The following is a 15,252-nucleotide window of genomic DNA, read 5'->3' as shown; positions in this document are numbered from 1 at the left end:
TTAAATCTTGAGTAATTTTTCGGACACCTGCGTAGTGTTTTATCAGTAAAAGTCCAAGCAAGCGTCATCAGAACATGACGAAGAGGACCTAACGGACCCTATTGATGGTATTAGGCCAGATATTTAATGATGGAACATTCCAATTTGAGGAGGTGGAGAAGATGAAAATATCGCCAGCACATATTAAAAAAACTACGCTTACATGGGAAGCACCAGACTATACATCCTCGTATCCAGAAGGGTTTATGGATATAGGGGTGGCTGTTATTGCGGTTTTGATGGAATCGGTACAGGAAAAAGGGCGATGTTATACGGGGCTATCATGTCTCATGTTTGTCTCCCGTGAGAACGGTGACCGCGAAATGATTGAGGTTGAGCCGATTACGGATTCTTGTTCTCATTCACTTCTAGAACCGTGCTCTGATGCGCATGTTCGTATGATTGGCCGAGTCATTCTTAAATGTTGGGAACATATTCCTGATTTATATAAGAACAATCTGGTGACGGTAACTGCTCACCCGTACTATGTGAAGCTTCTTTTTCAACAGTTTCCAACCTTGCGTACCATTATGCAGTATCGTCCTATTGATAAATTATTAAACCCTCAAGATCCATATTCTTTGGGGGAGTTGCATATCCGTTTGACCAGTGACGATGATCGAAAAATTGTGGATGAGCATATTCAATGTGCTACTGAGTTAGCTCATGCAGAAAAAGAGAAAGATCAACAGAAACGTCCGGTAGAAGATTTGCCTGTGTATGAGGTTTTTACGGACTGTTCTTTTCGTTCAACGAATAACAAACAATATTCTCGTGGTGGGCGCATGGGTATTGGTGGTGTCAGTGAGGAGGGGTTTTATTTTCACTTGCACTATGATGCGATAAATATTATGACTGGTGAGCTGTCTGCTATGTTGGCGGCATTTAATATTTTCTATCACCCTGGACGACAGCTCGTTATTCACACTGATTCAGTGGGTGCGTTGACGTTTGTTCTGCGGCTTGCTCATAATCGTTGGTCTTTTGAGAATTGGGTTAATGAGGGCGTTCAAGACGCTTTAGTGGTTGCTGAGATGACAAAACTTACTGAGGCGATTCGTGATCGACGTGTTGTGGTGAGACATATTCCTGGGCATTCTGGTCATCGTTTTCAAGAGTCTTCGGATTCTGTATCAAAAATGCACCGCCATTTTCCGGGGCAGGTGGTTGCTAAGGGGAATGTGAACGCGTTCAATCAGCGGTGTGAGTCAATTATTGTGGCGTTGACTGAGTGCGATAGGGCTGTGCGTTTGGAATGTCCTTCATGGGTTCAGATTCGCCCGTCTTTTATTCATGCGCGGAACCGTTTCTGGCGCTAATTGAGGGAAAAGAAAATAAATACCTTTGAGGGAATATTTTTTATCATCTATAAAAACGCTTTTGACTAGGATAAATTACTTTCGTAACAATTGCGTCATAAAAACTCGTCAATTTGACTGCTGAGGATATAGGCTAGTTCTCACAAAGATAACGCACGCCTACACCTCAGGAGAAAACATGGCAGGGTTTACCACACGAGCAATACATGCTGTACATGACCTTGAAAAAAACGCCATAGTTCCTCCTATCTATCTGGCCTCCACCTTCATACAGCCTAGTGACGGAACACCGGGAGAATACGAATATCAGCGCGGCTCAAACCCCACCAGAACCGCCGTAGAAACCACACTGGCACAGCTTGAAAACGCACAATACAGCTATGTCTACTCTTCCGGAATGGGAGCAAGCTCAGCGGCACTAGGACTCGTACGCAACGGCGAAACACTCCTCATGGGAATGCCCAGCTACGGCGGAAATTATCGCTTCGCCACTATAGAGCTTCCCAAACGCGGAGCACACGTCAAATTTATCGCAGACTTCTCCACCCTCTCTGACGCAGACTTCTCAGACAATGTCACCATGGTGTTCCTCGAAACACCCACCAACCCCACCCTCAAAGTCAGCGACATTGCACGCATTAGCGAGATTGCACACCGAAACAACGCCATCGTCGTCGTAGACAACACCTTTCTTACCCCCTACTTACAACGCCCCCTCGAACTCGGTGCCGATATCACCGTACAATCAGCCACAAAATATCTTGCTGGGCACGCTGACCTCCTCGGCGGAGTCGCCTCGACCAATAACCCTGAGCTAGCTGAAGAACTTCACAAAGCGCAACTCATTCTTGGTGGAATACTTCCACCAACAGACTCATACCGTCTACTCCAAAACGTTAAAACTCTCGGACTACGCTTAGACCGCCAACAAGACAACGCCCAACGCCTGATTCAAACAATAGAAAAACACCCCGCCGTAGAGCGCGTCCTCTACCCCGGCTCAGCAAGTGCAGAAGAAGCAAGTATTCAATCTCAACAAGCACAAGGTCAAGGCGCAGTGTTCTCCTTCATCCTTGCAGAAGGACACGATATACAAAAATTCATTGAAGCCCTCAATATCTTCAGCTTTGCTGTAAGCCTTGGCGGTATTGAATCTCTTGTATGTCTACCTGCAACAATGACTCAAGGCGCTTACACCCAAGAACACCTTGACATGTTTGGAGTGCACCCACGGCTTATCCGAGTAGCCGTAGGAATCGAAGATTACGAAGACCTGCTCGAAGACTTCACCACAGCACTCAACGCATCCTAAAATTTCTATCCCATATAAAAATCAACAACACCGTGAGGAATACCCCATGAAAACCACCTTGAACAGACGCTCTGCCATTGCCCTGACCGGAGCCCTCAGCCTAGCCGGACTACTCTCCGCATGCTCATCCTCCCAACCGGCACAAAAAACCAACCGTCTGGAACAGATTAAAGAACGAGGCACTATCCGCATCGGTATGGAAGGAACCTACCGCCCCTGGAATTACCACGATGAATCCGGAAACCTCGTCGGCATGGAAAAAGAAATCGGAGACCTCATCGCCCAAGACCTAGGTGTTAAAGCAGAATATGTTGAATCACTCTGGGACTCGCTCATCGCAGGAGTAGACGCAGACCGCTACGACATCGTCATCAACAATGTTTCCCCAACAGAAGAACGACAGAAAAAATACGACTTTTCTACCACCTATGTTCGTTCAGAAGGCAAAGTAGCTGTTCTTGACTCCTCAGAACTACGCAACATCTCTGACATTCCAGGGCATACCGCAGCCTCATCTGAGACCTCAAACTTCCGTACACTCCTAGAAGCTGCCGGAGCGCAAATCGTCACCGTTACCGGCTTTGATGAGGCTATCGAACAAGTCCTCTCCGGACGTGTAGATTGCTGCGGTAATGATGCTGTCACCTTCCAAATCTACAAACAACAGCACCCCGAAGCGCCTATTCGACTTCTTGACGGGCAACTCGGCGGAACCTCAGAAGCTGCAATTCTCATGCCTAAGGACCAGCCAGAACTCAAAAAAGCTATTGACGACTCCTTAGAACGTCACCTGACCAATGGCGACATCAAAGCCATCTACGAAAAATACGTGGGTATAGACCTTACCCCTAAAAACTCATAAATTATGGACCACTTTTTAAATCTCTGGACAGAATCCTTACCTCAACTACTCATCGCAACCATTCAAGTCACCATCCCATTAGCAGTTGTTTCCTTCATTCTTGCACTGCTTATTGGGTTGGTGGCAACCGCCCTAAGAACACATCGCTTCTTCCTTCTCCAATGGATGTCACGAGGATACGTATGGTTCTTTCGAGGGACACCACTGCTTGTTCAGCTGTTCCTCATCTTCTATGGTCTACCTAAAATAGGAATCACTTTTGACCCGTGGACGGCAGCCATCGTCGCTTTAAGCCTAAATACTGGCGCCTATGTTGCAGAAACATTTAGAGCAGCGGTTGCATCTATTCCACGTGGGCAATTTGAAGCAGCACAAACGCTGAACTTCACACGTCAACAAACATTACGACATGTTGTTATTCCTCAAGCTACACGTATTGCTTTACCGCCATTAGGTAATGACCTCATTGACTTGGTGAAAGGTACTTCACTTGTTTCAACCATCTCTTTGATTGATCTTTTCCAAGCAGGAAAACAAGTAGCGGCGCGAACCTTTGAACCCTTAGCAATGTATGTTGAGGTTGCACTGATATACCTCATTATTTTTACCGCTCTTTCTGCGGTGCAAAGAGTCCTCGAAAAACGTAGTAGCCGGTACATTAGGAGTTCCCATGCTTAGTGTCAAAAACATCTCAAAAAGTTTCGGGGAACAGACCATCCTCAAAAACCTCTCTTTCGATGTGCATGATGGTGAAACTACCGTCATCCTAGGTCCTTCTGGTTCTGGTAAATCAACGTTGCTACGCTGTTTGAATCTTCTTGAAACACCAGAAGAAGGAACGCTAACAATCGGTTCTGATACGGTTAGCCTGAATGAAAACCTTGAGGTAGAAGATATCCGCCGGATTCGCTCACACTCTGCGATGGTCTTTCAACAATTCAACCTTTTTGCTCATTACACGGCACTCAAAAATGTGGCGTTAGCCCCCGTACTCAACGGCACGATGACCGCTGAAAAAGCTGAAGCTCTTGCCTATGAGCTATTGGAAAAAGTGGGGATGAAGCATCGTGCTGACGCTTATCCTGATCATCTCTCGGGAGGTCAACAACAACGTGTAGCTATTGCGCGTGCTTTAGCTGTCAGCCCGGATTATCTACTTTTTGATGAGCCAACAAGTGCCTTAGACCCTGAACTAGAAGCCGAAGTGATTAGAGTCCTGATTGCTTTGGCGCGAGAGAACCGCTCTCTGGTAGTGGTGACACATAATATGGCGTTTGCACAGAAAGTTGCAGATCGTATTATCTTCTTAGACCAAGGAGAAATAGTGTATGAGGGCGCCCCGTCTGGGTTCTTCAACTCAAGCTCGGAGCGTATCCAAAAGTTCTTGAACATTTATGACACTGCCGACTACCACATCTAAAAGATGTGCCAGCGGGCGGTCATCATGTAACTTTTGATGATAAAAACTCAATAAAACGCAATATCAGCAATGTGCCGTCACGATGGTGCATTGCTGATGTGTATCAGCCAAGATAGGGGTACGTTTTGTGACGGGTTGACCCGTCAGTACTACATCATTTGAGGAGATACCGTGGCTGAACACATCTTTGGTTTTCGCACTCGCGCCCTCCACGCCGGAGCTACCCCTGACGCGATCCACGGGGCGCGCGCCGTACCGATTTACCAGACAAGCTCTTTTGTTTTTGATGATGCACAAGATGCCGCCAACCTTTTTTCTCTCCAAAAATACGGCAATATCTATTCACGTCTTGGAAACCCTACTGTTGCTGCTTTAGAAGAACGTATCGCTTCGCTTGAGGGTGGTATTGGCGCTGTTGCAACAGCTTCTGGAATGGCAGCCGAGTTCATTACCTTTGCGGCTCTTTGCCAAAGCGGAGACCATATTGTTGCTTCATCCCAACTATATGGTGGGACGATTACTCAGCTTGATGTCTCTTTGCGAAGATTCGGTATTGATACGACTTTTGTGTCAGGCACAGACCCCGAAGATTTTAAGAGGGCGATTCGTCCCGAGACGAAAGCTATTTATACAGAAGTTGTTGCTAATCCTTCTGGAGAAATAGCTGACCTTGAAGGCCTTGCTGATGTTGCACACTCTCACGACATTCCTTTAGTCGTTGATGCAACGTTATCGACGCCGTATCTGATTCGTCCACTAGAACATGGTGCCGATATTGTGATTCACTCGATGACGAAATTTCTTGGTGGCCACGGTACAACTTTGGGCGGTATTGTGGTGGAATCTGGCTGTTTCAATTGGGCTAATGGAAAATTTCCTACAATGACAGAACCCATTCCCTCTTATAACAACATCTCATGGTGGGGCAACTTTGGGGAATATGGATTCTTGACGAAACTACGCTCAGAACAATTACGCGATTTTGGTCCTTCTCTAAGTCCTCAATCAGCATTTAACTTGCTTCAAGGCGTTGAAACTTTAGCTCAGCGGATGGATGCGCACCTTGAGAATACTCAGGGTCTTGTTCAATGGCTTGATGAAGACGCCCGTATTCGCTATATCAATTATGCTGGCCTTCCTGAGCACCCTCATTATGAGAGGGCACAGAAACTTCTGCCTTTAGGGGTTGGGTCTGTGTTTTCCTTTGGTGTTGTTGCAGGCGTTGGAGAATCTGCTCGTGAAGTTGGTGCGCGCTTTATTGAGAATCTTCAGTTAGCTTCACATTTAGCGAATATTGGTGATGCAAAAACTCTTGTATTGCATCCTGCATCAACAACTCATCAGCAGCTCAGCGCGGAGCAACTTGACGCTGCTGGGGTAGGGGAGGATTTGATTCGTATTTCTGTGGGGTTAGAAGATCTTGACGACATTGTATGGGACTTAGATCAGGCGTTGAGCGCCGCAACGGGTAAAGACCATCATGGAGCAAAGATTCTGCAAGCCCAAGAATCATTATCACAGGGTAACTCTGCTCAGGAGGTGCGTTAATGTTGACGAAACGTACATGGCAAGCGCCATCTGCTGTGCAACGTTTAGGGATTCTTCGTCGTAGCCGTAGTATCGCGATTGTTGGTATGAGCGATAAAGTTTCACGCTCATCATATTTTGTGGCAACGTATTTGCAGTCTTCTGCCGATTACCAGCTCTTTTTTGTGAACCCCCTGTTGGCGCAGAAAGGGAAACAGGTGTTAGGGCAGAAAGTGTATGCTACTTTGGCGGATTTGCCTGAAGCTCCTGATGTTGTTGATATTTTTCGCCGTCATGAGGATCTTCCTGATGTGGTGCGTGAAGCGATTGCGGTCGGCGCTCAAACCGTGTGGATGCAATTAGGTTTGTGGAATGAAGAAGCCGCCGAGATTGCCCAGCAGGCTGGATTGCATGTGGTGATGGACCGGTGTATCAAAATTGAGCATGCCCGTTTTCATGGGGGTTTGCATCTTGCCGGTTTTAATACTGGTGTGGTCAGTTCACGCCGTCACATAATGGCATAGTTTTCTTGAGATACATAAAAGACTCATGTTCCTTCTTGCGTTGAGGAGCATGAGTCTTTTATGCTTGTTGTTTCTTACGCGATGGAAGATGCTGACATGACCTTCCCCAAAGTACGTCAGCACCTTCCTGCGTAGATGTGAACTACCGATTCTCTTCCCCAAGAAAACCTCTGAGAATAATTCTTATCATGATTCTCATACGTGGTATGTCCACAGATGATTACCGCAAGAAGCGGTCGCAAATATTTAAATATTTGACGTTAGAGATTATACGGTAATTGTTCTCTAGAGTATCTCGACACGATGACGAATATCATTATTAATTGAACTTTAAATCAATGACGTCGCAGGTCAGCTCAAAAATAAAGATTTTTAAAATAGTGAAACTTTTTTGCAGAGTGTTGTCTGAAGTATCTACGATGTATTATCGTGATTTCAGTTTTGACAGCTTTCATGATCAACTCTAAAACTGAAAATTTTTCTTTGGAAACCATTGGTAAAATAAAAAAGTTTTGAGAATCAAAAACGTAACTCTGTGTTTTTCTCAAAAGAATCCTTACCGTAATCAGGGAAAAACCTGAACTAGAAAAACATCACGAGATAAAACTCATCAAGACCATTATCTGAGAGAATAATCTTTCCAGATACCGTATCTGGTAAAAACTAACTGACCACATTACCCTTATACTCAAGGGCCCTATAACCCCATATTTTAGAAAGTCTCCATGTCGATACCACAACATTCTCATGGCTTATCCCGTCGAACCGCACTCCGCTGGGTAGCCGGAGCCACCACAACACTCGGACTCAGCGCAGCCACAACAACAGCCTACGCAGAAGAACAGAACCACGCCGCAGAAGAACAACCACAACCCACACTCGTTGAACAGTTCCTCTCACAAGAACAATTCGTCATAGCCCACCGTGGGGCAGGAGACGTCAACCCTGAACACAGCGCCTACGCCTATCAACAAGCCATCCTCAAAGGCGCTCAAGCTGTAGAAATATCAGTGCGTACCACCGCCGACGGAGAACTCGTCTGTATGCACGACAACGCACTACGCCGCACCACCACCGAAAAAACAGGGTACGTCAGCACCAGTACCCTCGCCGAAGTCAAACGCCCCCTCATCGATATGAGAGACTTCCTCGGACCTAACACACCCCTCGTGCACATCACCACCCTCGAAGAAGCCCTCGGCGTCATCCTCGCCACCGAAGCCGGTGGCCCCTACCAATCCGTAGGCGGCTCCGCTGTTCTCTTCATCGAAGCAAAAGACTCTGCCGGACAACCCAAGTTACTAGAACTCCTAACTGCCCGCGGGATGCAAGACCAAGTCGTCATTAAAATGTTCCGCAACGGCAAAGGCGGATTCGACGGCGACAACGGCTTCATTCGGTACGCAAAAGAAGCAGGGTTCACCACATGGTGCTACTTCGACGCACACGATTCTTTCGAAGACATCGCACAATTAGCATCATCAGATAACGTCGACATGCTGGGAGTGCCCTTCTTCGAAACCGTCATCGGACGTACCGAAGACTCCATGAGCGACGAAAAAATATCACAAATTATCAACCTCGGAAAACCCGTTATCGTCTGGGAAACTCACCGTCGTTGGGTACAAGAACATTTTGCGTCCCTAGGTGTTCGCGGATTCATGTCGCCAGACCCCTTCTGGCTCAGCGGAAGAACCACAAGCCCCAACCTTGCCCTAGAACAAGGCCGACGACTACATGGCATGCTACCGGCTGGACAACAAGACGTTGTGAACCTACCCCGCTGGGAAAACGGTGAACTCGTCCATCAACAAGCCTATGATGACTCTATCCTTCTAGGCCCATTAGCTCACCGCACATCCACCGCTGATAGTTACGTCATCAACTTCACAATGCAGTGGAAAGACGCACTCCCCACCACCACCTGGCAATACGGTTATCTTGCCTTCGGGCGAGAAGACGATTCAGCCTTTGGTATCGCCGCAAAATTCGACACCACCAACCCCCGTGGCGGCGGATACGTTCTAGCTATTCGCCCCGGTGCATCTGTCATGGACGAAAACGGCTCGTACCTCTCAGGAGACGTGGTTCAATTACTACGTGTTGACGCTGGATCATCAGACTTGACGCCACTGGTCACGCTACGCCCTCGTAAACCTTTTGTTGCCGGTGAAGATATTCGCGGCAAAATTATCGTCCGACCATCAAACATCATTATTGATGTTGCGGGGGCACGTTCTACACCCATCGCCGACACCTCCTACCGTGGGCCTTATGTTCATTTTGGGCGTTATCAAGATGCCGCACACGGCGGAGCGCTCGCTTTGAGTAACGTCGTCACCTACAAAATTTAGGGATATCGACGGCTAAAACCTCTTGCCACCCACAACACCTCAACCCTATGCAGAACCCCGCAGACTAACTGCGGGGTTCTGCACGTATCACCGTTAAAAACAGGTATGTCATTACTTGTGTGATGTTCTTTTGACCTGACTCATCGGAATAACTTCTAAATTCTCGGTAAGAGGATTCCCCGGTGTCCAGCCTTCACCAGCAATCGTATGAGTCTCAGGTTTTTTACGTCTGAAACGTGGTCGAGGAACAGAAAGTTTGACAGGCTCCGGCAACTGCCAACGCCTCGTGTGCGCAAGAAGACCAAACACTAGACACGAAATAATTGATATTCCCATCCCAATATTAGGAGAAGAAAAAAGTGTCGTACATAGAGCAGTCTCTGCCGCGCCAACAACCGCTACTGTCGCATAGAGAGAATTACCTCCCAAGATAGCTGGAACACGGTTGACCATCATATCTCGCAATACACCACCGCCCACCGCGGTCACCACACCGAGGGCAATAGCCGGAAGCCAATGAAGCCCAATACCTAAAGATTTAATAGTCCCTGTAGCGGCCCAACAACCCATACCCAGAAAATCCACAACAACTAAAACACGGTTAGCCCAACGACTCCCCAAATCGATACAGTACGCCAACAATGCTGAGATGAGAGCACCAGCCCAATACGCAGAATCAGTCAATGCAACGGGTAACCCAGTATTAAGAAGAACATCACGGATTAGCCCTCCACCCATACCAGAGAGCACCGCTAAGAGAATAAAACCCACAACATCAAAACGGAATGCGCGAGCAACTGCGCCACCGAGCAAACCATTAGCAACAACTGCTGCTACATCAACCACTCTAAAGAGCACGCTTGGATCCCATACCTGCATACGCATGCCTCTTTCTGATGTTTCATATCGATAGAATGACTTCAATAAATACCGATACATGCTACAGCATGTACAGACCACCAGTACAGGTGGTATACGGCGAGAAGGCGACTCACCACGTATGGTAAGCCGCCTTCTTCTATCATCAAAATTATTGAGGATTATTCGCTACTCTTAGCAGAATCTTTGTCATGAGAAGTATGAGAGAAGAAATGATGGAATTTCTCTTTAACCTCTTCATGCTTCTCGTGAGCTTTCTGGCGGAACTCTTCACGCTTCTGCTCGTGAAGTTCTTTCTGAGCTTGTTTCTCAAGCTCTTTACGAGCCTTCTCCGCCTGCAAAATAGAGGCCTGAACTTCAGCAACACTATCTCGCTGAACATCTACCGCGCCAAGACCTTGCAGATATTTATCAAGAAGATCATCTGATTCTTGAGCCAGAAGAACAAGTACTGTTCCATCCACTGCTAGAGAACGAGTGACTTTATCAAATAGTCTTGCTTCCTTAACCGCACCAGTGGAATCAATCATGGAGCCTGCTAATGCTCCAGCACCACCGTAAAGGAGAAGCCCAATTGGGCCACCCCACATACCGATAGCGGCACCAATAATTCCGCCGAAAGCCCAGTTGCTTTGAACAGAAGAATCATAGTTAAAACCGTCTTTGGCTGTAACTTTTCCGTTCTCTACAACAACAACTCCACCCACTAAAACGCGGTACGTTGGGGCATTAGAACGAAGCTCAGATAGCGCCTTATACGCAATAGCATCATCTTCAAAGCGGATAGTAAGGATATTTTCCATGATAGTACCTTTCGTAGATGTCCTACTATGCAAGATTCTAACCATACAAATAATAAGGAAACAATAGTGTGATGTTATTGAGTGAATACGTACCCTAAAATAACCACGAATTTTTTACCCAGTCTTATGAGCACGCCAAAACCTGAGCGATATCCCGCAACACCTCATCATTTTGCAAAGACGACGTATCTCCTAGAGGTTTCCCCTCATACAACTGAGACAACAAACGACGAGTAATCTTCCCTGAACGAGTCTTAGGAATCTCAGCAACCGCCACCACATCTTTAGGTTTTGCAATAGGTCCAATCTCAGAACGAATATGCAACTCCAACACCTCACGTAGCTCAGAAGAAGACAACGCCTTACCCTCATCACTAAGCGTCACAAAAGCTACTGCTTGATGCCCCGTCAACTCATCCTCAATAGGACAAACACCAGCCTCAACCACAGCCTCATGACGCACTAAAGCTGACTCAATTTCAATTGTCGAAAGACGATGACCCGAAATATTAATAACATCATCAATCCTGCCCAGAATATAAATATCCCCGTCCTCATCTTGCTTTGCGCCATCTCCAGCTAAAAACCAGCCACGCTCCCCATAATGTCTCCAATAAGAATCAAGATAACGCTGAGGATTTTTCCACACAGTACGAGCCATCGAAGGGCCCACTTTATCAACCACAATGAACCCTTGAGCCCCCGTCTGAACCGGCTCACCGTGCTCATCAACAACACGCACAGAAACCCCCGGAATAGCACGAGTAGCAGAACCTGGTTTGACAGCTATACCTGGAGTACCCTGCTCAAAAGTTCCCTCAGGCGCAAACTGAGGATCATGCGGGCGAGGAGAACAGATCGTTGAACCCGTCTCAGACTGCCACCACGTATCAATAAAGGAAGCACGACCAGAACCAATATGCTCACGTAACCAATACCAAGCTTGTGGATTAATCGACTCACCCACAGAACCCAAAAGACGAACCGACGAAAAATCATACTTTCCCGACTCTGGGCCATGCGGGAAAGCCCCCATCAACGAACGAATCAACGTTGGTGCCGTGTAATAGTTTGTGACACCATAGCGTTCAATCACTTCAAAATGCCGTTCAAAAGTAGGAGTATCAGGTGTACCTTCAAAAATTACTTGACTCACGCCATTGACCAACGGCCCATATATCTCATAAGTATGAGCTGTCACCCACGCCAAATCGGCTGTGCACCAATGAACAGTATCCGCAACTTTTTGCCGATCATTACAAGTAGCTAACTCATCAGGACGAAGCACACCATCAGCATCAACAACATCAGGCAACAAATCATAAAGTAACGCATGAGAATACGCCGTCTGCGTCAAATACCCGCCCATAGTATGAACAAGACCCTTAGGCTGGCCCGTTGTCCCCGACGTATAAATAATAAATAACGGATCTTCAGCATCATGCAATGAATAATCATGTGTATCTGGAACACCCTCAATCAAATCGTGATACCAAACATCTCGCCCCAAACACCACGGAACACTCTGTCTTTCCTGCTCGGTAGCTGAGGTACGGTTCACCACCACCACATGCTCAATATTATTCTCAGACGAACACGCCTCATCCGCTATCGACTTGACCGGAACAACCTTACCCCGACGATTCTGACCATCAGTTGTAATTAATACCTTGGCACCAGTATCTTCTACCCGAAACTTCAAAGCCTCCGCCGAAAAACCGCCAAAAACAAGAGAATGAATCGCCCCAATACGCGCACAGGCAAGAGTAAAAATAATAGTTTCAGGAATCACCGGCAAATAAACAACAACACGATCACCCTTAACCACACCCAAACGCTCTAAACCATGTGCCGCCTGAGCCACACGGCGTTGCAACTGAGCATAAGTGATAGCTTCACGATCACCAGGTTCACCCTCAAAGAAAAGCGCAACCTTATCGCCAAAACCTTGCTCTACATGCCTGTCCACACAGTTATAGGCAACGTTGAGCTGACCACCCTCAAACCACTTAATCGTTGGAACAGAAAATTCTTGAACACCATCTTCACGAACGTCTACTAAACGAGGAGGAATAAACTCATGCGTTTTATCCTCATCCCATAGCTTTCCCCAACTAAGACGTTCTCGCGCCTGCCTTGCCCAAAAATCAATACGTTCTTGATCCGAAACATCTGCCGGATTCTGCACCTGATTTCGAGGGTCTGAATAAGAAAAAGACGAACAATACGACATCGATACTCCCATCGTTTCTGGCATTAGCACCACCGCATAAGCGAGGTTGCTGCGACGTCTTAGAGCCAGGTCTCTCAGCCGCTCTGGATGGTTTAGACGAGTTCTACCGTAATACCTTCCGTACACATTCATCTAGACGTTACTTTCCATTGCCAGCAGATGAACACATCACGTTGCATAGAGTCATATTCCTTAGCGAACGTCACCCACCGCAATAAACACTGAAGCTCTTGGGTACCAAGAAGAACTTTTTATAAGCTAAACCCAGCGATCACGAGTTCCAACGTCAAGCTCTGGCTTGTTGGACGGCAACCCTCTTCCCGTAGCGGGGTGCCCCAGATGAAGATCCGGCTCAAAATAATCACAACGGCAAATACGGCGCCTATGCGTCGGGCATATCAACACCGAAAAATATGGTTCTCAATATGCCACGCCTCATAGAGGAGTGCTCTCTCCTCTAAGAACGCAAAGGAAAAAACTTATGGCAACTCATACCGCCACGACAGAACAACCTACTACGACACCGTCTTCTTCTAAAAAACGTATCGTTGTCAACGCGTTTGATATGACCACAACAAGCCACCAAAGCTTCGGCTTATGGCGTCATCCGCGCTCGCGAGCCGATGAATATAACACCATTAAATATTGGACAGATTTAGCTCAGGTGTGCGAAAAAGGGCTTTTTGACGCGGTCTTTATCGCTGATGTGGTGGGCGTATACGACGTGTATAAGGATTCTGTTGCACCCGTACTTCGTGATGGTGCACAGGTGCCGGTAGGTGATCCGTTCTTACAGATTTCGGCGATGGCAGCGGTCACGGAACATCTTGGTTTTGGGGTGACAGCTGCCGTGACGTATAACCAGCCTTATACTTTGGCTCGTTCTTATGCAACGTTAGATCATTTAACGGGTGGTCGTGTTGGTTTTAACGTAGTGACTTCTTATCTTCAATCTGCGGCAGAGAATCAGGGGCTTGCCGGTCAGATTGAGCATGATGAACGATACGAAATTGCTGACGAATTTCTCGACGTCTGTTATAAGTTATGGGAAGGCTCTTGGGAAGACGGAGCGGTGCTACGTGACCGTCAGCGCGGAATTTTTGCAGATCCTGAGAAAATTCATCCTATTTTGCATCAAGGCAAGTATTTTCAAGTTCCTGGAATTTCTTTGACCGAGCCGTCTGTTCAGCGTACTCCCGTAATTTTTCAGGCTGGTGCGTCTTCTCGCGGTCAGGCTTTTTCTGGAAAACATGCCGAAGCGATTTTCATTTCTGCTTTACGTCCAGATTTGACCAGGCATGTGACCTCTCGTATCCGTGATGAGGCTGAGCGTTCCGGACGCCGCCGTGATGACGTGAAGATTCTTGCCATGCTTTCGGTGGTAGTTGATGAAACTGACGAGAAGGCACAGCAGAAGTATCAGGATTATGTGAAATATGTGGATATAGAGTCTTCTCAAGGAATTGTTGGTGGCTGGTCTGGTGTTGATCTTTCACTATTTGATGAGGACGAGATTCTTGAGTATGTCAAGACGGAGTCCATCCAATCCTTTTTGACGCCTTTTACTTTGCAGTCTCAGACGAAGAAGTGGACTCGTGCTGATATTGCTCGTCATTGCGCTATTGGTGGTATGGGCGATGTGATTATTGGTTCTGCTCAGACTGTTGCTGATGAGCTGGAACGCTGGATTGATGAGGGTGATTTAGACGGTATTAACCTTGCGTATCATGTTTCGCCTGGTTCTTTTGAGGATTTTGTGGAGTTTGTTGTTCCTGAGCTTCAAAAGCGGGGCCGGTATCGTACGGAGTATGAGGGGCATACATTGCGTGAGAATCTTTTTGGTGTGGGGCATACACGTGTGAATGAGCGTCATCCTGCGGCAGCATATCGTGGCGCTTTTGCTGGTGGTCCTAACGCTGCTGACACTCCTGCCCGTCAGTTTTTGAGCTTGGCTCAGAATCAGGCAGAGCGTTTATAAGA

12 protein-coding genes and 2 riboswitches are annotated in these 15,252 nt (G+C 47.1%); of the genes, 9 read left to right on the top strand and 3 right to left on the bottom strand.

Annotated features, from left to right (window positions below; all coding sequences use genetic code 11):
• Positions 1-161 precede the first annotated feature (161 nt).
• From ACN08W_RS05690 to ACN08W_RS05655, 8 genes are all read left to right on the top strand, one after another.
• Complete coding sequence (locus ACN08W_RS05690; protein WP_419109002.1) at positions 162-1,358, top strand: RNase H family protein; 1,197 nt, start codon at positions 162-164, stop codon at positions 1,356-1,358.
• Positions 1,359-1,536: 178 nt separating this feature from the next.
• Complete coding sequence (locus ACN08W_RS05685; protein ID WP_419109001.1) at positions 1,537-2,670, top strand: trans-sulfuration enzyme family protein; 1,134 nt, start codon at positions 1,537-1,539, stop codon at positions 2,668-2,670.
• A 46-nt stretch (positions 2,671-2,716) separates the two neighbouring features.
• Positions 2,717-3,532 (top strand): transporter substrate-binding domain-containing protein, encoded by an 816-nt coding sequence (locus tag ACN08W_RS05680; RefSeq protein ID WP_419104003.1) that lies wholly within the window; start codon positions 2,717-2,719, stop codon positions 3,530-3,532.
• Positions 3,533-3,535: 3 nt separating this feature from the next.
• Positions 3,536-4,210, top strand: a complete 675-nt coding sequence (locus tag ACN08W_RS05675) for an amino acid ABC transporter permease (RefSeq protein WP_419102298.1) — start codon at positions 3,536-3,538, stop codon at positions 4,208-4,210.
• Positions 4,203-4,952, top strand: coding sequence for an amino acid ABC transporter ATP-binding protein (locus ACN08W_RS05670; RefSeq protein WP_419104004.1), 750 nt, complete (start codon positions 4,203-4,205; stop codon positions 4,950-4,952). The genes ACN08W_RS05675 and ACN08W_RS05670 overlap by 8 nt, the downstream gene beginning before the upstream one ends.
• Before the next feature lie 171 nt (positions 4,953-5,123).
• Entirely contained in the window at positions 5,124-6,500 is a 1,377-nt protein-coding gene (locus ACN08W_RS05665) for an O-acetylhomoserine aminocarboxypropyltransferase/cysteine synthase family protein (protein WP_419109000.1), read from the top strand.
• Positions 6,500-7,003 carry a CoA-binding protein gene (locus ACN08W_RS05660; RefSeq protein WP_419108999.1) on the top strand — a complete coding sequence of 168 codons (504 nt, stop codon included), beginning with the start codon at positions 6,500-6,502 and terminating at the stop codon, positions 7,001-7,003. The genes ACN08W_RS05665 and ACN08W_RS05660 overlap by 1 nt, the downstream gene beginning before the upstream one ends.
• 725 nt (positions 7,004-7,728) lie before the next feature.
• The gene (locus ACN08W_RS05655) at positions 7,729-9,357 is read left to right on the top strand and encodes a glycerophosphodiester phosphodiesterase (RefSeq protein WP_419108998.1); all 1,629 of its coding nucleotides are present in this window, start codon (positions 7,729-7,731) and stop codon (positions 9,355-9,357) included.
• A 111-nt stretch (positions 9,358-9,468) separates the two neighbouring features.
• Here the strand turns inward: ACN08W_RS05655 and ACN08W_RS05650 are convergent, their stop codons facing one another.
• From ACN08W_RS05650 to ACN08W_RS05640, 3 genes are all read right to left on the bottom strand, one after another.
• Positions 9,469-10,236: a trimeric intracellular cation channel family protein gene (locus ACN08W_RS05650; RefSeq protein WP_419103866.1), complete on the bottom strand. Its 768-nt coding sequence runs from the start codon at positions 10,234-10,236 to the stop codon at positions 9,469-9,471.
• Between the two features lie 161 nt (positions 10,237-10,397).
• Positions 10,398-11,039 carry a hypothetical protein gene (locus tag ACN08W_RS05645; RefSeq protein WP_419103865.1) on the bottom strand — a complete coding sequence of 214 codons (642 nt, stop codon included), beginning with the start codon at positions 11,037-11,039 and terminating at the stop codon, positions 10,398-10,400.
• Between the two features lie 124 nt (positions 11,040-11,163).
• Entirely contained in the window at positions 11,164-13,272 is a 2,109-nt protein-coding gene (locus tag ACN08W_RS05640) for an AMP-binding protein (RefSeq protein WP_419109037.1), read from the bottom strand.
• Between the two features lie 5 nt (positions 13,273-13,277).
• Positions 13,278-13,366, bottom strand: a riboswitch (SAM riboswitch).
• A gap of 175 nt (positions 13,367-13,541) precedes the next feature.
• Positions 13,542-13,654: riboswitch (SAM riboswitch) on the top strand.
• 99 nt (positions 13,655-13,753) lie between these two features.
• On the opposite strand from ACN08W_RS05640, the gene ACN08W_RS05635 reads away from it, so the two are divergent.
• Positions 13,754-15,250, top strand: coding sequence for an LLM class flavin-dependent oxidoreductase (locus ACN08W_RS05635; protein ID WP_419107097.1), 1,497 nt, complete (start codon positions 13,754-13,756; stop codon positions 15,248-15,250).
• The last annotated feature ends 2 nt before the right edge of the window (positions 15,251-15,252 follow it).

This window comes from Rothia sp. CCM 9419, assembly GCF_048512815.1.
GTDB lineage: Bacteria > Actinomycetota > Actinomycetes > Actinomycetales > Micrococcaceae > Rothia.
Note: the sequence above shows the minus strand (reverse complement) of the source record. Positions and strands in the feature narration are given on the sequence as shown.